The organism is Arthrobacter sp. D1-29, from assembly GCF_054130585.1.
In genome coordinates, this window is record NZ_CP096383.1 from 4,549,228 (window position 1) to 4,570,180 (window position 20,953).

The following is a 20,953-nucleotide window of genomic DNA, read 5'->3' on the forward strand; positions in this document are numbered from 1 at the left end:
GACGAACCCTGTATCGCCGAACGCGGCGGCGATCAAACGTGAGCACTGACGGTTACTCGCGGCCGCTGAGCTGGAGGACCTGCTTGAAGAGTCCGGAGTGGTCCAGTGCGCCGTCGCCCTGGTTGACGGTGGCGGCGACGAGCTGTGCGACGACGGCGCCGAGGGGGACGGCGACGCTGGCTTCGCGGGCGGCTGAGGTGACGATGCCCAGGTCCTTGTGGTGCAGGGCCAGGCGGAAGCCGGGGTCGAAGTTGCGGTCCAGCATCTTCTGGCCCTTCTGCTCCAGGACCTTGGAGCCGGCCAGGCCGCCGCCGAGGACCTTGAGCGCGGCGTCGGTGTCCACGCCGTAGGCCTCGAGGAAGGCGATCGCTTCGGCGAGGACTTCGATGTTGACGGCGACGAGGAGCTGGTTGGCTGCCTTGACGGTCTGGCCGGAGCCGGAGGGTCCGACGTGGACGATGGTTTTGCCGACTGCGTTCAGGACGTCCGCGGCTGCGTCGAAGTCTTCCTTGTTCCCGCCGACCATGATGGACAGGGCGGCGTCGATGGCGCCCTGTTCGCCGCCGGAGACCGGTGCGTCGAGGGGGCGGATGCCGGCGTCGCGGGCGTCGTCGGAGAGGCGCTTGGCGACGTCGGGGCGGATGCTGGACGCGTCGATCCAGAGCGCGCCCTTCTTCGCGTTGGCGAAGACGCCTTCTTCGCCGCTGACGACACCTTCAACATCGGGGGAGTCAGGGACCATGGTGATGACGACGTCGGCGTCCTTGACCGCGTCCGCGATCCCGGCGGCGCCCTTGCCGCCTTCGGAGACGAGCTTGTCGATCCTGTCCTGGCTGCGGTTGAAGCCGGTGACGGTGTGGCCGGCCTTGACCAGGTTGATGGCCATGGGCAGGCCCATGATTCCGAGTCCGATAACTGCAACGTTGCTCACGATGGTTCTCCAATGCTGATCGAAGTAGTTGGTCGATAAGTGCGGCGCGGCGCCGACGAATTCGTGCCGGCGTGCACGAGCGAAGCTAAAGTGAATGACACGATCTGCTCGACGGGCGTGTCGATGTCTACCACCACTCCGGCCTCATCGGACTCGAGGTCCTCCAGCGTTTCCAGCTGCGAGTCCAGCAGCGACAGGGGCATGAAATGGCCCGGCCGCGCGGCCATCCGGCTGGCGAGCAGGTCCCGTGCCCCGTTCAGGTGGAGGAACCTTACTGTGGAGTCGCCGTTGCGGATAATGTCACGGTAGCTGCGCTTAAGTGCGCTGCATGCGATCACCAGCCCGGTCTGCGACGCCGAGAAGCGCCTGCCGATTTCGGCGAGCCATGGTGCCCGATCGCCGTCGTCCAGTGGAGTACCGGAGGCCATCTTGTCAATGTTGGACTGGGGGTGCAGCGAGTCTCCGTCGACGAACTCTGCCCCGAGGCGGGCAGCGATGGCGGCACCCACTGTACTTTTGCCGCAGCTGGTCACGCCCATCACCACGATATGGGCTGGAACGCCGGACTCTGGTTTACCAGTCATGGACCGTGCCGTCGACGAGGCGGTTGTAAGGCAGGTAGGCCTGCTGGTACGGGTAGGCTGCCGCGGCTTCCTCGTTGAATTCGACGCCGATGCCGGGCTTGTCCCCTGGGTGGAGGTAGCCGTCCACGAAGGACATGGACTGTTCGAAGACCTCGTTGGTCTTGTCCGAGTGGGGCATATATTCCTGGATGCCGTAATTGTGGATGGCCAGGCCCACGTGAAGCTGCGCGCCGAATCCCACCGGGGAGATGTCGGTGGGGCCGTGGAAGCCGGACTTGATCTGGTACTGCGCGGCGAAGTCCATCACCTTCTTCAGCGGCGAGATCCCGCCGAAGTGGGTGGACGCGGCCCGGACGTAGTCGATCAGCTGTTCCTTGATGACTGTCTGGAAGTCCCATACCGTGTTGAAGATTTCCCCAATGGCCAACGGGGTGGTGGTGTGCTGGCGGACCAGGCGCAGGCCCTCCTGGTTCTCGGCGGGGGTGCAGTCCTCCAGCCAGAACAGGTCATACGGTTCCAGCGCCTTGCCCAGCTTGGCTGCCTGGATGGGGGTCATCCGGTGATGGCCGTCGTGCAGGAGCGGGATTTCCGGGCCAAATTCGTTCCGGACCGCCTCGAACACGCTGGGCAGGTGGCGCAGGTACGCGCGGGTGTCCCAGTCCTCCTCCAGCGGGAAGGCGCCGCGGCCGGCGGGCTCGTAGTCGTAGCGCTCCCCCGAGGCCTGCGCCTGGGCGGCAACCCCGTAGACAGCTTTGATACCGGGAACGGCGGTCTGGATCCGGATGGACTTGTAGCCCAGTTCCAAGTGTTCCCGGACCGAGTCAAACAGGGACGGGATGTCCGCGCCTGAGGCATGGCCGTAGGCCCGCAGCCCGTTACGGGAGGCCCCGCCCAGGAGCTGGTAGACGGGCATGCCGGCCATTTTGCCTTTGATGTCCCACAACGCCATGTCGACGGCGGCGATCGCGGCCATGGTGACCGGGCCACGGCGCCAGTACGAGGAGCGGTACAGGAACTGCCAGGTGTCCTCGATCCGGTGCGGATCCTTGCCGATCAGCAGCTGCGCAACATGTTCCTTCAGGTAGGCCGCTACGGCAAGCTCGCGCCCGTTCAGGGTGGCGTCACCGATGCCGGTCACCCCGTCCTCGGTGGTGATGCGCAGGGTCACGAAGTTACGCGACGGACTGGTCACGAAGACTTCCGCGGCAATGATTTTCACAGCTGGGTCCTTTCAGGGGAGGTTAGCCAGGTACGGGATTCAGTACGTGGGAGTGATTCTGCGAACGTGCCTGTGAGGCTTTCTATCAGCTGCACTGCGGCGGCATCCGCTGCCAGTCCCGCATCCACCAGTTCCAACAGGGCACGGATCCGCGCAGTCCCCGCCAAGGCGATTGCAGCAGCCACGTCCGTTGCCAGCGGGTCCTGGGCAGGAGCCAGCCGGGCCGTGCACTCCATCCATGCGGAAATCATGAGTGCGGCACCGCTGCCGGACCGGCCTGCGGCCCGTTCCGCGCGCAGAACGGGAACGGCCCGCATCCGCAGCTTCGTGGTGCTATCCATGGCTATCTGTGACAGGTTGTGCGCAATGCGTTTATTGCCGAACCGTGTCAGCAGCGCCTCCCGATAAGCGGGAATCGCGAGGTCCCTGGCGGGCAGGTTGGCCTCGGCTTCGTCCCAGAAGGCCTCAACGGCATGGCGGCATAGAGGGTCGGCCAGGGCCTGTGCCACGGTTCGATGCCCCCGTAGCTGCCCGGCATAAGCCAGGAGCGAATGGGCTCCGTTCAGAAGCCAAAGCTTTCGGTTTTCGTACGGCTCGATATCCGCCACGAACAAGGCTCCGGCGTCCTCCCACCGCGGCCGGCCCGCGGGAAAGTCTCCGCTGAGGACCCAGCTGGCAAACGGTTCGGCCACCACCGGGGACATGTCCCGGTAGCAGCAGGAAGCTTCCACCGCAGCGACGTCTGCAGCCGTGGTGCGTGGGGTGATGCGGTCTACCGACGTGCTGACAAAACTCGTGTTGGTACTGATCCACTCGGCCAGGCCCGGCTCCCAGGCTTTGGCCATGCCCACTACTGCATTGCGGGCGACGGCACCGTTGTTGGCGAGGTTGTCGCAGCAGACAACGGCCAAAGGACCGCGGCCCGCTGCGCGTCGGGAGGCAAGGCCGAATACCAGCCTGCCCAGCGGAGTCGCTGGATCACCGTTGCTGCGCAGGGTGGCCAGGTCCGCGGCCACCTCAGGAGCGTTACTGTTGAAGGCGCCCTGGGAGTCTGCCAAATACGCCGCTTCGGTAATGGTCAAGGTGACCACGGCAGTATCGGGCGATGCCAGCAGTACGGCGAGCCTGGCCACGTCCGCGCCGTCCGCCGCTTCTACAATGCTGCCGATGACAGCGAACGAGTCTTTGGAATCTGCGCGTTCCACCAACGTAAACAGGCCGTCCTGCTCTGCCAGCGCAAGTGCGGCATCCGGGCGGCGGCCGGTGAAGGCGGCGATGCCCCAATTCGCAGCATCGCCGGCCTGCTGGGTGTACCAGGCCTGATGGGAGCGGTGGAAGGCGCCCAGGCCCAGGTGGACTATCCGCACCGGTGGCTTTGGGCCGGACCAGAAGGTCCGATTGAGCCGCGGAAGCCCGACCTCAGTCTGTGTTTGCTTCTCCAGACCGGTGCTCATAGCTTGAAGACCCGCCGGGGTGAGCCGTCCACAATGTCGACGATGAGTTCATGTGCCCGGTCTTCGCTGACGCGGTGTTCAGCCACCAATCGGGCCAGGAACGACGCCTCGATCCGGCGGGCGGCGTCGTGGCGGGCGGGAATGGAGCAAAACGCCCGGGTGTCGTCGATGAAACCGGAGGAACGGGAGAAGCCTGCAGTCTCGGTGACGGCGGAGCGGAACCTCAGCATGGCGTCCGGCGCGTCCAGGAACCACCACGGCGAACCAAGATAGACGGACGGGTAGAAGCCGGCCAGCGGGGCAAGTTCCCGGGAGAACACGGTTTCGTCCAACGTGAAGAGAACCAGGTGGAAATCCTTGGCCGTACCGAAGTCCTGCAGGACGGGACGGATGCCTTCGGTGTAGTTGATCGCGAACGGAATGTCGTGTCCGGTGTCGGCCCCGAAAGTCTGGAAGGTGGGTTCGTGGTGGTTGCGGTAGGAACCGGGGTGGATGGTCATCACCAGGCCGTCCTCCACCGACATCCGTGCCATCTGGTACATCATGTGTGCTTCGAAGTCGTCGCGGTCCTGGGCACTTGCCGTGCCTGAGCGGGCGCGGTCAAACAGTTTCGCGGCGTCCGCCGCTTCAAGCTTGAGGGTGGCCGGGGTGCGGACTCCATGGTCCGCAGAGACTGCGCCATGTTCCACAAAATAACGACGCCGGTTCTCCAAGGCCGTGAGGTAGGCACCATAGCCCGTGCCGCCGTCGCCCGCTGCCGCAATGAGCCGGTCCACGTTCTCCGACCACGCGGGGTGGGCAATATTGAGATAGGCGTCCGGGCGGAAGGTGGGCAAGACGCGCCCATGGAAGGACGGGTCCTGGGCAATTGCTTTGTGGCTCTCAAGGGTGTCCAGTGGATCGTCCGTGGTGGCCAGGACCTCGATGTTGAAGTCTTTGAACAGTTCCCGGGGCCGGAAGCCGGGCTCCTGGAGCTTTTCCGAGATGGCATCGTAGCTGGCATCGGCTGTTTCCGCGCTCAGCTCCCCTTCGAAGCCAAAGACGTCGCGGAACTGGGTGCGGAGCCAATATCCCGAGGCAGTGCCGTCGAACAAGGGCCACGCCTTGCAGAACTCGAGCCACACCGATCGGCTCTCCGGCTTGTAGGTAGCGGATTCCTGGAGCCGGTCCAGCGGTATGCCACTGGCATGGATCAGCCGGGTGACGTAGTGGTCCGGGCTGACCAGCAGCGCTGCCGGATCGGGAAAGGGAGTGTTCTGCTCGATGACTGCGGCGTCAACGTGCCCGTGCGGGGAAATGATGGGAAGGTCCTGGACGCGCTGCAGGAGTTCGCGGGCTATGCGGCGGGTTCCTGGATCAGCGGGCAGGAGCCGGTCTGGGTTGGCGGCAATCGATGACATGAGTCAATAGTCCGGTTTTAGGCATGCTATGTCAACCGGTTGCCATAGAGAGGTCGGCTACCGAATACGCGCTGACGTAAGAATGGTCAGGGATGACTTCCTTTCCCTACCTGTACCTTCCTGGAAGACGGCGCCAGATATTTAAGGTTTTTGGCAACCGGATGGATGTCTTTTCGCACCAAGGCAGTTAGGATTAGGTCCATGACTAAACTTCCAGCTTCCGACGCCCAAGTTGTGGCTGGCGATTCCCGTTCCAAAAGTGAGGGCAAGGCCCCCGGCAGGACCAATGCCACGATTTATGACATTGCGAAGCTGGCAGGAGTGAACCCGTCCACTGTTTCCAGGGCGCTCAGCAAGCCTGGCCGGGTCAGTGCGGGTACGAGGCAGCTCATCGAGGAAGCCGCCGCCGAGCTCAATTATCAAGTTAACCCGTTTGCCAGGGCGCTTCCGACGGGACGAACAAATACGTTGGGCCTGATTGTTGCCGACATTACGAATCCAACATTCTTCGGAACTATACGGGGTGCGGAATCCACCGCGGCATTCCGCGATTATTCTCTGATTCTGGCTGAGTCAGCCGAGTCGCCTGACCAGGAGCTTGCAGCCGCCCAGCGCATGTTGGCCAGTGTTGACGGGCTAATTCTTGCCAGTCCTCGAATGGACGATGACCACATCCGGGACCTCGCCAAGGAGAAACCGGTTGTGGTCGTCAACCGTGATGTAGAAGGCATCGCCTGCGTCGTTCCTGACGTCAACAAGGGCATTGGTGAAGCCATCCGCCATCTGGCCGGAAACGGGCATCAAAGAATCGTCTTCATTTCAGGTCCCACGGCCTCCTGGATGTCGGGCCAGCGCTGGAGGGGCATCCAGGAGGCTTGCGAGTGGTCGCGCATAGAAGCGGTAAAAATTGACTCCGACAGCCCCACGGTCAAGGGAGGGCGGGCCATGGCCCGTTTCGTCGTCAGCAGCGGCGCTTCAGCGGTGATTGCCTACAACGACCTTTTGGCGATAGGCCTCATGCAGGAACTGCAGGCGGCCGCCTACGCAGTCCCGGATCAGATCAGCATCATCGGGTTTGACGATATTTTTGGCGCAGACTTCACCACGCCGGGGCTCACCACTGTCCGCGCCCCGATGGAAAACTGTGGAATCGAAGCGGCCACCATATTGCTTCGGACACTCAAGGAGCCAGGAGAGGCAACTTTCACCCGCTACATCGATACTGAGCTGGTGGTGCGTGGGTCCAGCGGCCGGCTTCTCTAGCGGCAGCAGCGGGTCAGTCCCTCCTGATCCCACTATGTGAAAACGCGATAATTCCGGAGAAATGGTGGGCCAGAGCTAGGCCGCAAGGTAGACGTCAAACTCGGCGAGTTCCACTATTCTTCGCGTCCCATCGGACGCCAGAACCCAGAAGAGATCCATGGACGGTTGAATCTCTTCAACGTGTCCCGTCAGGTGGACAACAGTGCCCACTTTGACTTCCACGTAGTCCCCCTTGGCGATCTGGCTGCAGTCTCCGAGAGGGGACGCTCCGCCTTGAAGCGAGGAGCAATCTGTTTGTTGCTTTGGTATCGACTCGCGCATTGATCTCATGGTTTTCGTCGTTAGCTACTGAATTGAGCGTGATCAGCCACGAGGCGGGCGATCTGTGCCGGCTCCGCCACCGGTGCAAGATGTGCGGTTCGGGTGAGGATTTCGTGCCGTGCCTTGGGTGCGCTTTGCGCGATCAGTTTCTGATCTTCGATGGGATTGGCGCTGTCGCTTTCCCCGCTAATAACCAGAACCGGAACCTGTATCGTCGGTAAATCCTCACGCACGTCCGCTTCAGACAGGAGATCGCATGCGTTGGCGTACCCGACAGGATCCGTTGACTCGAGCATCTGCCGGTACCGGAGGACGACGTCGGGGTTTTTTTGCTGGAAATCGGCGGTGAACCATCGATCGATGATTTGAGGCACCAAGGGCACAACTCCCTGGGCCCGCACCAACCTGCCGCGCTCTTCCCAAACATCGCGTCGAAAGCGCGCTGCACAGCACATCGCGGTAACAGACTGAATTCGCTCCGGCCTATAAGCAGCAGCCCCCAGCGCGACCATTCCGCCAAGGGATACCCCGGCCACATGAGCCTTGCTGATGCCCGCGCCGTCCAAAACATCAAACAGATCCTCGACCAGATCGTCAAGGTCGAACGGCCTGTGACCGAGGGGACCACCGCGGTCCCTCTGATCGAATCGGACTATGTCAAAAAACGGCCGTAGCTCGGCAACAACCTCATCCCACATCTGCATTCCGGTGGCGAGGGAATTCACAAAGACGATGGTGCCCAACGATGGTTCAGAGTCCGTCCTTGGCTCAACGACTATGTTGAAAGCTCCGGTCATGCCTGGCCACCTGACCCAGTCAAGGCCAGGGAAGATGCGGCGCCTTCGGCGCCAATCCTGGAGGTGAGGAATGTAAGTTTCGGCATGGGAGCTCCTTATGCTCGGGGGTCTACTCTGTGTGCCCGCTCTGACGACATCCGAGCCCTGGCTAGGAAGGTTCTATAGGTTAGCGTAGGGGCGCAATGCCGGCAGTGTCAACCGGTTGCCAGACCTTACATCAAACGCCCGCGATAAGTCAGTATCGCTCCGAAAGGGGGAGGCGGCGGGGCGCGGCCAGTAGGAAGGGTTCGAGGCAGTCCTTTTTCGGCAACCGGTTGTCAGTGACAGCAATGCATGTTTTACTGAAAGCTGCAGCGGTACAGGAAACGCCATAGTCCGAGCCTTTCTGGCTGGAGATGTTCTTCGCAGACCAAAATTTGACCTCACAGGAGTGGCACCACATGTCAGACATAGCGAAAATTTCGGAGAGGGCCGTGGCTGGTGACGTATCCGCAGCGGCCGACAAAGAACGGATTTCTCCCAGTCCACTCCTTGACGAACTGGCGCTGGTACTGCCGGCGGACGCGCTCATTGCTGATCGCAAAGCCATGGAGCCCTACCGTCGGGACCGTGCACTTGATCCAGATGCTGCCGTGCCCATGGCTGTGGTGCTGCCTTTGACGACTGCGCATGTGCAGTCCGTGATCCGATGGGCGGCCAAGCATCGGATCCCGGTAGTACCTCGAGGCGCCGGTACGGGTCTGTCTGGGGGAGCTACGGCAGTGGAGAACGGCATTGTGCTCAGCACCGAGCGGATGCGCTCCATCGATATAGATCCCGCTACGCGTACCGCCGTGGTTCAGCCGGGTCTTTTCAACGCTGAGGTCAAAGCCGCAGTGGCCCAGGAGGGCCTGTGGTACCCGCCTGATCCTGCCTCCTACGAGATCTGCACGATCGGCGGCAACGCCGCCACCAATGCCGGGGGCTTGTGCTGCGTCAAGTATGGCGTCACGTCCGATTACATCCTGGGTATGGAAATCGTCACCGCTGACGGCAGGGCCATAAAGCTGGGAGGCCCACGACTCAAGGACGTGGCGGGGCTATCCATGCTCAAGCTCTTCGTTGGCAGCGAAGGCACCCTCGGAATCATCACTGAACTCACTTTGCGGCTTCTGCCAGCCGCCCCGCCCGCCCGCACTGTGGTTGGGTGGTTTTCAAGCAGCGAACAGGCTGCAAACGCCGTCGTCGACATTGCTTCGAGCATCCGCCCCTCGATGCTTGAGTACATGGACGGAACTTCCATTAATGCTGTCGAAGACGTGCTGGACATGGGGTTGCACAGGCATGCCGCTGCGCTGGTTGTGGCACGTTCAGACGATCAGAGCCCCAGCGGCGCGGAAACCGCAATGATGCTAGGTGCCTTTCAAAAGCACGGCGCGTTTGAGTCGTTTGAGGTTGCGGATCAGGAGGAGGGCGAGCGTTTTGCCCACGCGCGGCGTATTGCCATTCCCGCTGTAGAAGGATTGGGCACATTGCTGTTGGAGGACGTGGGAGTCTCAAGCCCCCGTCTGGGAGAGCTCGTTGTTGGGGTTGAGCGAATTGCACAGAACCGCAATGTCGTCATCGCCTTCATCGCTCATGCGGGTGACGGCAATACACATCCGCTGGTCGTATTTGACCCTGCAGACACGAACATGAGGGACCGCGCCTACCGTGCCTACGGCGAAATCATGGACCTGGCCATCGAACTGGGCGGGACAATCACCGGCGAGCACGGGGTGGGACGACTGAAGCGCCCATGGCTGATAAACCAGATTGGCGAGGACTTACTCCAAATCTCGCACAGTGTGAAAATGGCGCTGGATCCAGATGGCATCTTGAACCCCGGAAGTATTTTTGCCGCACCGCCATCGCGCGGCACTGCCAACGAGGGGCGCTCATGAGTCACCACAATAGCCGCGTCGACGCCGACGGCCTGGCCGTCGACCCAGCCCTTCATGCCTTTATCGAATCCGAGGCGCTGCCTGGAACCGGAATCGACGCTGCCGGGTTCTGGCGCGGCTTCGGAAGAATCGTCAAGGACCTGACACCACGAAACAGGGAGCTCCTCGCTGTACGTGACGAACTGCAGGGCCGTATTGACGAATGGCACAGGCTGCATCCGCTCCCGTTTGACCAAACCGAGTACCAGACGTTTCTGCAGGACATCGGATACCTTCTGCCGGCGCCGGAAGGCACCCAGGTCCGGACGTCCAACGTGGATGATGAGATCGCGAAACTTGCCGGCCCCCAGTTGGTGGTGCCCGTCACCAACGCCCGCTATGCACTCAACGCGGCTAACGCCCGATGGGGATCGCTTTACGACGCCCTCTACGGAACAGACGCACTGGACGCGAAGGCAGCTGCAGCCGGATATGATCCCCAGCGCGGCCAGGAGGTCGTCGCGTATGTGCGTGGTCTGCTCGATGAATTTATCCCGCTGACAGCAGGCAGCCATGCCGGTTCCACCGGTTACGCGGTACGCAACGGAAAGTTGTCGGTCACCCTTTCCGACGGTTCAAGCAGTGGCCTGGTCCATCCTGACCAGTTGGTGGGCTACACAGGAGAAGCCGATTTGCCGTCCACCATCGTTTTCCGCCACCACGGCCTTCACATAGAGGTCATCTTCGACCGAAGCACGGTTGTCGGAGCATCAGATTCAGCTGGTGTAGCCGACGTGCTGGCAGAGGCTGCTATCACCACCATTGTCGACTTCGAAGATTCGGTCGCCGCCGTCGACGCCGAGGACAAGATCGTGGGTTACCGCAACTGGCTGGGCCTGAACAGGGGTGATCTGAAGGACGTCTTTGAAAAGGGCGGCGACAAGGTCGTGCGCCGGTTGGCGGATGACCGGCACTACACATCCCCCTCTGGAGGCGAGGTAGTTCTGCCCGGGCGAGCCGTGCTTTTCGTCCGCAATGTTGGCCACCTCATGACCACCGACGCGGTCCTTGATTCTGACGGAAACGAGATAGGCGAAGGCATCCTGGATGCTGTCCTGACATCGCTGACGGCCCTGGCCGGGCTGGATCCGCAGAATCCTCGACGAAACAGTCGAACCGGCTCAATCTATATCGTCAAGCCCAAGATGCACGGCCCGGAGGAGGTGGCTTTCACCGTGGAACTTTTTGGCCGTGTCGAGCAACTGCTGGGCTTAGCGGCGAACACCCTTAAGCTCGGGCTCATGGACGAGGAGCGCCGCACCACAGTCAACTTGAAGGCCTGCATAGCCGAGGCCGAGGACCGCCTTGTTTTCATCAATACAGGCTTCCTTGACCGTTCCGGCGATGAGATCCACACCTCTATGGAGGCAGGACCTTTCGCCCGCAAGGCCGAACTGCGCAATCATCGGTGGCTTTCGTCCTATGAGGATCAGAACGTCGACATCGGAATTGAAGTGGGTTTGCCGGGCAGGGGCCAGATCGGCAAGGGCATGTGGGCGATGCCTGATCTCATGGCGTCAATGCTCGAACAAAAGATCGTGCACCCGATGGCAGGTGCCAGCACGGCCTGGGTACCGTCCCCCACTGCGGCAACCCTGCACGCAATTCACTATCACCGGGTCGACGTCGCGGAGAGACAGCGGGAAATTGCCCTCCAGGGCCAGCGGGGCACCCTTGAGGGCATTCTCACCGTGCCTGTTGAGACTGACCCGGACTGGTCGCCGGAAGAGCGCCAGGAAGAGCTTGATAACAATATGCAGTCCTTGCTGGGATATGTCGTCCGCTGGGTGGACCAGGGAATTGGATGCTCCAAGGTTCCGGACATTCATGATGTCGCCCTCATGGAGGACAGGGCCACGCTCCGCATCTCAAGTCAACACATTGCGAACTGGCTCCGCCATGGCGTGATCACGGAGCAAGAGGTGCACGAGAGCATGCAGAAAATGGCGGCCGTCGTCGACGCCCAAAATTCAGCCGATCCCCTCTACCGCGCGATGGCTCCCAACATCTCCGAGAGCATCGCATACCAGTGCGCCGTCGATCTGGTGCTGGAGGGAAGCACGCAGCCGAACGGCTACACAGAGCCCCTTCTGCACCAGCGCCGGCGCCAAGTGAAATCAAAGACGCTCAGCTCCATCTACGCGGAAAGCCCCAATTCATGACCTTGCCAGGAGCCACCATGCAGAACTTCGTTGAAACACCATCGGTGAACTACGCCACTGCCGCCCGGGCTGTTTCCCTGGCCATTGAGGCAGGAGCACAACGCGGCGTCCTGGTTTCGGTCAGTGTCGTGGATCCAGCAATGGGCCTTATCGCCTTCGGCCGCGCAGACGGTTCGATGCCCCACAGTGTGGAGACCAGCCGCCGAAAGGCCAACACCGCCGCCTCATCGAGACGCCCGACAGGGTGGATGCAAGGTGACTTCGCAATTGCCCTCCCGATGGGCACAGACAATCTGCTGACCAACATTCGTGGCGGGTTCCCTTTGATTTATCAGGAGAAACATCTTGGCGGCCTCGGTATCGCTGGAGGTACGCCTGACCAGGATTCCGAGATCGGTCTTGCAGTCCTGGACGCCCTTGCAGGGGATGCGTCGGAGGCCTGACTCCAAAACCGACAGTACTTCCGCGGTTCTGTTCCGCATCGACGCTTCGCACCAATACTGAAGGAGAACCGCGTGCTTAAACCACGTTCCACACCTACCCGCGAACTTCACAACCTCGACGGTCTTTGGCTGTTTGCGCTGGATACCCAAGCAGGAGAAAGCCCATGGACCCGGGTCCTGGATACAAAACTGGAAGCTGCGGTACCGGCGAGTTACAACGATCAATTCGTCTCCCCCGAAATTCGGAATCACGTGGGTTGGGTCTATTACCAGCGCACCGTGCGCGTTCCGCGTGGCTGGTCCGAGGAACGCACCGTGCTGCGTTTCGATGCTGCAACGCATGCAAGCCGGGTGTATGTAGGCGACACCCAGGTTGCCGAACACACCGGAGGCTATACACCCTTTGACGCAGACATCACTGACTTCGTCCAGCCAGGTGAGGAATTCCGGCTGACTGTCGCTGTAGGCAACGAGCTAACCAACACGACAATCCCTCCTGGCACGATCACGATGTCACAGAATGGCCGACGCACCCAGACCTATCTTCACGATTTCTACAATTACGCAGGACTGGCACGGTCTGTCTGGCTGTACAGCACACCTCAACTTCATCTCCAGGACGTGACAGTCACAACACAGGTCCGGGGGATGGCGGGCATCGTTTCCTACACCGTCCAGCAGACGGGCACCGCTGATGTAAGGGTGACCATCCTGGACCAGGAGAAGACACGAGTTGCCTCCGGGTCCGGGCAAAGCGGAACGATGGAAATCGAATCGGTCAATCTATGGCAGCCGGGTGCCGCATACCTCTACGAACTTCTCGTGGAACTCGTTGACGACGGGAAAGTTATCGATTCCTATACTGAGGTTTTCGGTGTCCGGACCGTAGAAGTAAAGGGCACCGAGTTCCTCATCAACGGCGAGCCCTTCTATTTCACTGGCTTCGGAAAACACGAGGACACCGCCATTCGCGGCAAGGGACACGACAATGCTTATCTCGTCCACGACTTCCAACTATTGGATTGGATCGGCGCGAACTCGTTCCGCACTTCCCATTACCCGTACGCCGAAGAAGTGCTGGAGTTTGCAGACCGTCACGGCATTGTGGTCATAGACGAAACAGCCGCTGTGGGCCTGAATCTCGGCGTACAGGCAGGCCTCTCGGGGAAGCCCACAACGCCTTCGTTCTCGCCCGAGACCTTCAATGATCAAACACGGGAAGCACACGCCCAGCACATTCGTGAATTGATCGCCCGCGACAAAAATCATCCCAGCGTGGTGATGTGGTGCATAGCAAACGAAGCGGCGACAAACGAAGAGGGTGCCCGCGAATACTTCGAGCCTCTTGTGAACCTGGTGCGGGAACTCGATCCCACCCGGCCGTTGACTTATGCCGTTGTCATGTTTGCTACCTTCCGCAACGATCTGATCGTTGACCTGTTCGACGTCGTAGGCCTGAACAGGTACTACGGCTGGTACGTCATGAGCGGTGACCTGGAGTCAGCCGAGAACTATTTGCGGATGGACATCCAGGGATGGATTGAGCGCGTCGATAAACCCATCATGATGACCGAGTACGGAGCTGACACTCAGCCGGGGGTCCATTCCGTGTGGGACCAGCCCTGGACGGAAGAATACCAAGAGGCCCTCTTGGAGATGCACCACCGCGTATTCGACGAATTCCCGCAGTTTGTCGGTGAACAAATTTGGAACTTCGCGGACTTCCAGACCAGCAACGGCATCCACCGCGTCGACGGAAACAAAAAGGGCGTGTTCACCAGAACCCGCCAACCGAAGGCCGCGGCACATGCACTCCGCAAACGGTGGCGGACAATCGGCAATCGCAAGCCAAAGAACTAAAAAGGGCAGTTGTTTCTCTGAGTAGTAACAGGGCGGCGTGGGTATTCAGCGCCGCCCTGTTTGATCAAGAAAGAAAGCCGTTGTGCCCATGAGTTCGCTTATCCTTCCAGGCTTTTACCCGGACCCTTCCATATGCCGGGTCGGTGAGGAGTATCTCCTTGTCAACTCCACATTTGAGTATTTCCCCGGTGTGCCCATCTTCTCGAGCCGAGACCTGCTTAGCTGGCGCCAGGTGGGGCACGTACTCGATAGGGAAAGCCAACTTAACGTCAGTTCCGGCATAGAGGGCGCAAGCGGGGGCATATTCGCACCTACGATCCGCTTCCAGGACGGCCGCTTCTGGATGACAACCACCAATATGCACGACCTGCGTAAGGGGCACCTTATTGTCTCGGCGGAGCGTGCGGGTGGGCCTTGGAGCGAACCGGTGTACACACCCGGGCTCATCGGCATTGATCCCGATCTCGCGTGGGACGAGCACGGTGACTGTTACCTCACGTGGTCCGACGTCGTACGGGGTGGCATATCGCAGGCCCGGATTAATCCGCAGACCGGACAGGTGCTGTCCGAATCCCGGGAAATTTGGGGTGGCACGGGTGGCGCCCATGTGGAGGGCCCACACGTCTACGCACGAAACGGCTGGTGGTACCTCCTGGCTGCAGAGGGCGGCACTGCCGCTGGCCACATGATCACTGTGGCTCGGGCGCGCACCATAGACGGCCCGTACATCGCCAATCCAGCAAATCCAATCCTGACGAACCGAAGTACAGCGCATGCAGTGCAGGCGGTAGGTCATGGCGACCTTTTTGAGCTTCATGATGGAAGTTGGGCAATGGTGCATCTTGGGACCCGGCCCCGCGGGTCCTTCCCAAAGTGGCACACCAACGGGCGGGAGACGTTTCTCGTCGGAATCGACTGGGTGGATGACTGGCCCGTCATTGCCGAGGACCGGTTTACCGCACCAAACGTTGACACCTCGTTCGAGGACCTCTTTGCTGAAAACGAGCTCCACTCGAGGTGGATTTCCCCCGGAGCGAACCCCTCTTCATTTGTCACACCGAGCGACAACGGACTCGTACTGCTTGCTGGACGGGCACCAGACTCGACGCGGGCAGAGCGGCTGCTTGCGGTGCGGGCATGCGATCCGGAATGGACTGCAAGCGTTCAAGGTACGGGCGACTTGGCGTTGACTGTACGCATCGATGACCTGCACCAAGCAATCGTTCAACGAGTAGGGGGCAAGGTAACTGCCCGCGTTGTCATCGGTCCAGCAGATCAGACTCTAGCCATGCAGGATTCCGTACCAGAAGACGTCGCACTGACCATTCGCGCAGTATCACCCGGTGGTCAGGCCGGCCACCGACAAGGGCCCGACACCCTCGTGCTCGGCACAGGCGTCGGCGCCGCCTTCCAGCATCTGGCTTCCCTCGATGGCCGCTACCTGTCAACAGAGGTGGCGGGTGGATTCACCGGACGTGTAGTGGGGATTGAAGCCGTCGGTTCCGACGCCCTTGTACGTTCCTTCTCCTACAGTTCGCCCTGACCTCGCGCCGGGCGTTTCCCGCCTATGGCTGGCGGCCCCCAACCCTCAGCTTTGCTCAAAACTTCCGGACGTCACCGCGGGTCGGTATCCGGCCCACCGCTCTCAGCCGCGGCGGGGAGCTGAAAAATCGGCGGTGTCGAGGCTGATCGTGAACGGTCCGTCATTGACCAGGGACAGTTGCATCATGGCCCCGAACCGCCCGGTGGAAACCTCCGCCCCCAGGCCCCGCAGGGAAGCGATCAGGTGTTCAATCAACGGCTCGCTGGTGTTCGCCGGCGCCGCGTCCGACCAGGAGGGGCGCCTTCCCCGCCGTGTGTCCGCGTACAGCGTGAACTGGCTGACCACCAGCAGGGGGCCGTTCTGGTCGGCACACGACCTCTCGCCCTCAAGGATCCGCAGGGTCCAGATCTTGGCAGCGAGGGCCGAAGCATCGTCCAAGGTGTCCGTGTGGGTGGCGCCGGCCAGGACAACGAGTCCCGGGCGGTCAATGGAACCCACCGTTTCGCCGTCGACTGTGACCTCGGCTCGGGTGACCCGCTGAAGGATGGCTCGCACGCATCAACCCTAACGGAGTCCGGCATCGGGTTTTGTGCGCGGGCCAGGCCGCTGGCGGCAGCCCTCAGCTTGGCGCCGTCAGGCCGACGTCGTCCGGGCTCTGCAAGAAACCCTTGAACGACTCCGCCCGTAGCACTGCCGACTGGAGCGCCCCGGCATGGGCCGTGAAGTTCCGGGTGGAAGCCCCCACGCGAGTCAAACTCCAGCGTGGGGGCTTCCGGGGGCCACCAGTTCTTGGGAAACGGGGAAGCCGAGAACAACTTACAGGCTGTTCACCTCCTCAGAAGCTGAATCCAGCCGGATCCCAGGATTCTTGAGTGAATCTTGAGCGCCGTTCGCATCACCCGCCGGCATCACCCGCCAGCGTCACCCCGCCGGCCGCAGTGACGTGATCATCCGCCGGATGTCCGCGTACTCCACCGTTTCCTTGTACTTCCTGGCCTGCTCCAGGTAGGGCAGGGACGCGGCCCCCGGCGTTACGTTGTTCTCCGGGTTGAAGAACGCGCCGAACATCGCAGCAGTGGGCGGCCAGTTAAAGAAGTGGAAGATGCACGATGCAGAGTCCCCGCTGGGTGCCGGGACCGAGGTGATGCCGTAGGCTGCCGCCGGTGTATCAGCCGGACCGGGGGTGGCGCCATTCCCGCGGGTCTCGTACACGAACCGGGGAGCTCCCTCACCCTGCATCAGCTCCGGCAACTCTTCAGAATCCAGCACAGAGTACGGATACCGGTCCATGCACGTGGACCCGACGGTCATGTTGGTCCGGAGCGCCGCCAGCGGCCGCCCGGCCTCGTTGGTGACCTCCGCGAAGGCACCGCCGCCCTCGGGAAGCTCGCCCGCCGGGTCCCTGACGCTCCAGGCGGTTGGGTGCTCGAACATCAGCTGGCCGTCGGCCGTGGTGTAGCTGGTCCAGGCTTCCGACGCCGGTGCCGTGCCGGTGGCATTCGGCGAGCCTGTCGCCGTCGGCGTCCCAGTTGTTGTCGGCGTCGCAGTTGCTGTCGAGGTGGCCGTCGCGGAGGTGACGGTGGGGCTGGGGCTCGACGTCGTCGTCGGTCCCGCCTGCGGGCCGCAGCCCGTGAACAGTAGCGCCATCAGTATGGCTGTGGGAAAAACCGCGACTGAGGCGGCCGGGCTGCGCATCACACGCTCCTCAAGGTCCGAGTTGGATCCTTAAATTGTGGGGCTGCCGTGCGCGTTAGGATCCGGCGGCGGCACGATTGGCGCCGAACCGTTGCGGTGATAACAAAAGGCTCCTGCGTGGCGCTATCTGGCGATCAGCCGTCGTTACCGAACCGGGAGGGGGCTGCTGCCGCCGGGGCTGTCGCTTGTGCTCTCCAGAATTGCGACGAGCTTGCCCACCTGGATGACGGCGGCCTTGATCCGTTGGGGGTCGCTGATGGTGAGGAATTGCAGCATGAGGCCGTCCAGGGCAGCAAAGATGGCCAAGGCTGCACCGTTGTCCACGTTGAGTCCCCGTTGCCTCAGGGCATCTTCAACGGTGCTCATGTAGTTCGCGTAAAGGCGTTCCACCAATGCCCGCACCTCGGGGTTGCGCCGGGATTCGAGAAGCATCTCGAACTGGAACAGCTGCAGCTCCGGTTCCTTCGACACCGTTTCGATGAGTGAATCGGCAAAGTTCTCGTCAAAGTCCGCGATCTTTTCCAGGCCAGTCTCCTCGATGGACCGCTGGATGGCCCACTCCATGGTGGCGGCGAGAAGACCCTCGATAGAGCCGAAGTGGTGCGTCACGAGGGTGTGGTTCACTCCTGCCCGCGACGCAACGGCACGGTACGTGACACCCCGTAGACCCTTTTCCCCGACGACGTCAATCACCGCGGACAGCAAGGCATCGCGCCCGTCTCCATAGGGCAAGCGGGTTGACGGCTGGTTCATGCACCGAGTCTAGCCCTCCTGGTCGGCTCCGGAAAAAGCATTGACAGCCAGAACTAAACAAATGTATAGTTCTGGAATGTGGCTGGTATCACGCAATGTGCGGAGCCGGCTCGAGCAGATTTCTTTCCCATGGAGCGCACCGTCGCGTGCCAGCAGGGACTTTCCAATACTTCTGCGCAGGCCTTGTGCCTTGCACACTTCTGAAAGAGCCAACGGATGAATCAAGAACCAGTCGGAATCTCTACCCGCCCAGTGCAAGAGGATCCAGCACCTGCCTCCTCCTCCCCACGGCTGAGGCCAAACAAGCTCGGCGTCATCGCCATTGCCTTCTTTGCCATTGCCGCAGCCGCCCCCATGGCCGCCGTGGTGGGAGCCAGCCCGGTACTGTTTTCGGCCAGCGGCCCGGGAACACCCGTTATTTACGTGATTGCTGCCCTGCTGGTGGCTCTCTTCTCAATCGGATACCTGCGGATGAGCCAACACATCACCAACGCGGGCGGCTTTGTCGCCTATATGGCCAAGGGACTGGGCAACAAGTGGGCAACCGGCGGGGCCGGGATCGCCATCCTGACCTACCTGAGCCTTCAAGTTGGCCTGTGGTCCCAGTTCGGCGTTTTTGCGCAGTTGCTGGTCGAAGGCCTGACGGGCATCAGCCTGCCGGTCTACTTCTGGATCGCCGTATTGCTTGCTGTGGTTACGGGCCTGACGATGCGGGGCGTCGATGCGAGCCTGAAGGTCCTGGGAGTCCTCATCCTCGGCGAAGCCTTTGCGGTAGCGGCCCTCGTGGTGTCCCTGATTGCCCAGAAGGGGCTCGGCATCTTCACGTTTGAAGGGTTCACTCCATCCAGTGTTTTCGGTCCGGGCCTGGGCATTTCCCTGCTGTTTGCCTTCGCCTGCTTCACCAGCTTCGAAGCAACCGTCGTCTTCGCCGAGGAGGCAAAGAACCCGCGGCGCACCATTCCCCGTGCGGCTTATTTTGTCATCGCCTTCATTGGCATCTTCTACACCATCTCCACCTGGGCCATCAGTGGAGCCATCGGCATCGACAACATCCAAACCGTCGCCGCCGAAAACCCTGCAGGAATGGTCTTCGATCTCGCCGAATCCAGCGCAGGCTATTGGCTGAACCTGACAATGCAGATCCTGGTTGTCACGAGCTTCCTGGCGATGCTCCTGGGCCTGGCCAACATGTTCTCCCGATACCTGTTTTCCCTCGGCCGGGCCGGAGCCCTGCCCGCCAAGCTGTCCTCCGTCTCCAAGACCGGCGCCCCGCACTTCGCAGGACTCGTCAACGGCCTCGTTCTCCTGGCGATCATCAGCATCTTCCTGCTCGCAGGCGCCGACCCCATTACAACCGTCTTTGCCTGGTTCGTGGCCCTTGGCACTGCAGGCTTCATCACCATCCTGCTGGTGACATCAGCGGCAATCGTCGTCTTCTTCGCCAGAAACCGGATCCGGGACAACCTCTGGGTCACCGTTATTGCGCCGTCCCTGTCTTTCCTGGCCTTCATCGTCATCGGATACCTGACGCTGGACAACTACGACGCACTGCTCGGCGGAGCAGGCGGCGTGGCCCGGTGGCTGCTCCTCGGCATCCCGCTCTTCTTCATGGCCGGGATCGCCCGCGGCGCACAAAAGCCATCCATCAATTTCGCCGCAGTCATCGGCTGACCCAAACCTCCACTTGACCCGTACACCAGCAGCAAAAGAACAAGGAACAAGAACATGACTTCAGCTGACATCCAGGACTACATCCCCGAAGACCAGTGGCCCCCCGTCTCGGCCATGCTGGAAGGCTTCGGCGATCAGACCCTGCCCGCCTCCCCCGCCCTGGCCGGCACCACATTGAGCCTCCCGGGCGAGGACGGCTCCCACGCCGAGTACGTTTTTGACGATGAGTCTTCGCTGGCATGGACAGTTAGCCGCAATGGGGACACGACCACCGGAACGGCGGGCTACAAGGCGATCGAAGCCCGGCCCGGCATCTTCATCATCGACTTCATCCGAGGCGAAGGTTCCGCCGCAGAAAACGTCACCATCATCGCGGACCGCAACACGGGGGCCACAACAACCGGTGTCTCCCGGTTTGTCACCGTGGACGGCAGGACGCGGAGCACCACCGATTTCAGCCAGGCCAACACTGAGGGTTCCCCAGTGCGCCACCAGCGCTCCACGGCCCTGGTCGGCAAGCGGATCTACTACCGCTACAGCGACGTCGAAACGTACGAACACATCTACCTCAACCCGGGAACCTTCACGTGGAACTGCATCCGCGGCGGCGAGGCAGGGCTGGCCGATACCGACCGTTGCATGACCTGGGAAGTGGCAGAGGACCTTTTCATCTTCTTCTGGACCGAAAAGGTCATGTGTATCGAAGCCGTGCTGCTGGTGGACCTGCGCGGGCAGCGCTCCATCGGCCGGATGTTCGGCTGGGACGATCCTGCAGCCGAACCCGTCGTCCTGCCCTTCAACTCCCGCCTCAGCGTCCTGAACACCACTGAATACCCGCAGGACTTCCAGAAGCACTAGCGGTCAGGACAGTACCCACCATTACTCGAAGAGGAGTA

Annotated in this window: 18 protein-coding genes; 8 read left to right on the forward strand and 10 right to left on the reverse strand. The window is 61.5% G+C overall.

The genetic code is table 11. The annotated features are described in order from the left end of the window. Window positions 1–52 precede the first annotated feature (52 nt). Genes M1E17_RS20625 through uxaC form a run of 5 tightly spaced genes read right to left on the reverse strand, consistent with a single transcriptional unit; the run spans window position 53 to window position 5,588 of the window. Window positions 53–931, reverse strand: coding sequence for a 2-hydroxy-3-oxopropionate reductase (locus tag M1E17_RS20625; protein WP_457963778.1), 879 nt, complete (start codon window positions 929–931; stop codon window positions 53–55). Continuing rightward, a complete protein-coding gene (locus M1E17_RS20630) occupies window positions 928–1,515 on the reverse strand; it encodes a gluconokinase (RefSeq protein WP_457963779.1) in 588 nt (195 codons plus the stop codon). The genes M1E17_RS20625 and M1E17_RS20630 overlap by 4 nt, the downstream gene beginning before the upstream one ends. After that, window positions 1,505–2,734: a D-mannonate dehydratase ManD gene (gene manD, locus M1E17_RS20635; protein ID WP_457963780.1), complete on the reverse strand. Its 1,230-nt coding sequence runs from the start codon at window positions 2,732–2,734 to the stop codon at window positions 1,505–1,507. Before manD ends, M1E17_RS20630 begins: the two co-directional genes overlap by 11 nt. Next, window positions 2,731–4,188 carry a mannitol dehydrogenase family protein gene (locus tag M1E17_RS20640; RefSeq protein ID WP_457963781.1) on the reverse strand — a complete coding sequence of 486 codons (1,458 nt, stop codon included), beginning with the start codon at window positions 4,186–4,188 and terminating at the stop codon, window positions 2,731–2,733. The genes manD and M1E17_RS20640 overlap by 4 nt, the downstream gene beginning before the upstream one ends. Then, window positions 4,185–5,588: a glucuronate isomerase gene (gene uxaC, locus M1E17_RS20645; RefSeq protein WP_457963782.1), complete on the reverse strand. Its 1,404-nt coding sequence runs from the start codon at window positions 5,586–5,588 to the stop codon at window positions 4,185–4,187. The genes M1E17_RS20640 and uxaC overlap by 4 nt, the downstream gene beginning before the upstream one ends. A gap of 201 nt (window positions 5,589–5,789) precedes the next feature. Between uxaC and M1E17_RS20650 the strand changes: the two genes are divergently transcribed. Then, a complete protein-coding gene (locus tag M1E17_RS20650; protein ID WP_457963783.1) occupies window positions 5,790–6,851 on the forward strand; it encodes a LacI family DNA-binding transcriptional regulator in 1,062 nt (353 codons plus the stop codon). A gap of 75 nt (window positions 6,852–6,926) precedes the next feature. On the opposite strand, the gene M1E17_RS20655 is transcribed toward M1E17_RS20650, so the two are convergent. Both M1E17_RS20655 and M1E17_RS20660 read right to left on the reverse strand, forming a co-directional pair. Then, entirely contained in the window at window positions 6,927–7,073 is a 147-nt protein-coding gene (locus M1E17_RS20655) for a hypothetical protein (RefSeq protein WP_457963784.1), read from the reverse strand. Window positions 7,074–7,192: 119 nt separating this feature from the next. Beyond that, window positions 7,193–7,969 carry an alpha/beta fold hydrolase gene (locus M1E17_RS20660; protein ID WP_457963785.1) on the reverse strand — a complete coding sequence of 259 codons (777 nt, stop codon included), beginning with the start codon at window positions 7,967–7,969 and terminating at the stop codon, window positions 7,193–7,195. Between the two features lie 440 nt (window positions 7,970–8,409). On the opposite strand from M1E17_RS20660, the gene M1E17_RS20665 reads away from it, so the two are divergent. The 5 genes from M1E17_RS20665 (at window position 8,410) to M1E17_RS20685 (ending at window position 15,938) form a co-directional block, all read left to right on the forward strand. After that, complete coding sequence (locus M1E17_RS20665; protein ID WP_457963786.1) at window positions 8,410–9,891, forward strand: FAD-binding oxidoreductase; 1,482 nt, start codon at window positions 8,410–8,412, stop codon at window positions 9,889–9,891. Next, window positions 9,888–12,092 carry a malate synthase G gene (locus M1E17_RS20670; RefSeq protein WP_457963788.1) on the forward strand — a complete coding sequence of 735 codons (2,205 nt, stop codon included), beginning with the start codon at window positions 9,888–9,890 and terminating at the stop codon, window positions 12,090–12,092. The genes M1E17_RS20665 and M1E17_RS20670 overlap by 4 nt, the downstream gene beginning before the upstream one ends. Window positions 12,093–12,109: 17 nt before the next feature. Further along, window positions 12,110–12,535 carry a GlcG/HbpS family heme-binding protein gene (locus M1E17_RS20675; RefSeq protein ID WP_457963790.1) on the forward strand — a complete coding sequence of 142 codons (426 nt, stop codon included), beginning with the start codon at window positions 12,110–12,112 and terminating at the stop codon, window positions 12,533–12,535. Window positions 12,536–12,607: 72 nt separating this feature from the next. Beyond that, window positions 12,608–14,395 carry a beta-glucuronidase gene (gene uidA, locus M1E17_RS20680; RefSeq protein WP_457963792.1) on the forward strand — a complete coding sequence of 596 codons (1,788 nt, stop codon included), beginning with the start codon at window positions 12,608–12,610 and terminating at the stop codon, window positions 14,393–14,395. A gap of 88 nt (window positions 14,396–14,483) precedes the next feature. Then, complete coding sequence (locus M1E17_RS20685) at window positions 14,484–15,938, forward strand: family 43 glycosylhydrolase (RefSeq protein WP_457963794.1); 1,455 nt, start codon at window positions 14,484–14,486, stop codon at window positions 15,936–15,938. 102 nt (window positions 15,939–16,040) lie between these two features. Here the strand turns inward: M1E17_RS20685 and dtd are convergent, their stop codons facing one another. The 3 genes from dtd to M1E17_RS20700 all read right to left on the reverse strand — a co-directional run bounded on the left by dtd (window position 16,041) and on the right by M1E17_RS20700 (window position 18,386). After that, window positions 16,041–16,493, reverse strand: coding sequence for a D-aminoacyl-tRNA deacylase (gene dtd, locus M1E17_RS20690; RefSeq protein ID WP_457963796.1), 453 nt, complete (start codon window positions 16,491–16,493; stop codon window positions 16,041–16,043). 366 nt (window positions 16,494–16,859) lie between these two features. Continuing rightward, on the reverse strand, window positions 16,860–17,633 hold the full coding sequence (locus tag M1E17_RS20695; RefSeq protein WP_457963798.1) for a hypothetical protein: 774 nt from the start codon (window positions 17,631–17,633) through the stop codon (window positions 16,860–16,862). A 144-nt stretch (window positions 17,634–17,777) separates the two neighbouring features. Further along, on the reverse strand, window positions 17,778–18,386 hold the full coding sequence (locus M1E17_RS20700) for a TetR/AcrR family transcriptional regulator (protein WP_457963800.1): 609 nt from the start codon (window positions 18,384–18,386) through the stop codon (window positions 17,778–17,780). 216 nt (window positions 18,387–18,602) lie between these two features. On the opposite strand from M1E17_RS20700, the gene M1E17_RS20705 reads away from it, so the two are divergent. Continuing rightward, complete coding sequence (locus M1E17_RS20705) at window positions 18,603–20,057, forward strand: APC family permease (protein WP_457963802.1); 1,455 nt, start codon at window positions 18,603–18,605, stop codon at window positions 20,055–20,057. Between the two features lie 54 nt (window positions 20,058–20,111). Continuing rightward, complete coding sequence (locus M1E17_RS20710; protein WP_457963804.1) at window positions 20,112–20,915, forward strand: MoaF C-terminal domain-containing protein; 804 nt, start codon at window positions 20,112–20,114, stop codon at window positions 20,913–20,915. Window positions 20,916–20,953 lie beyond the last annotated feature (38 nt).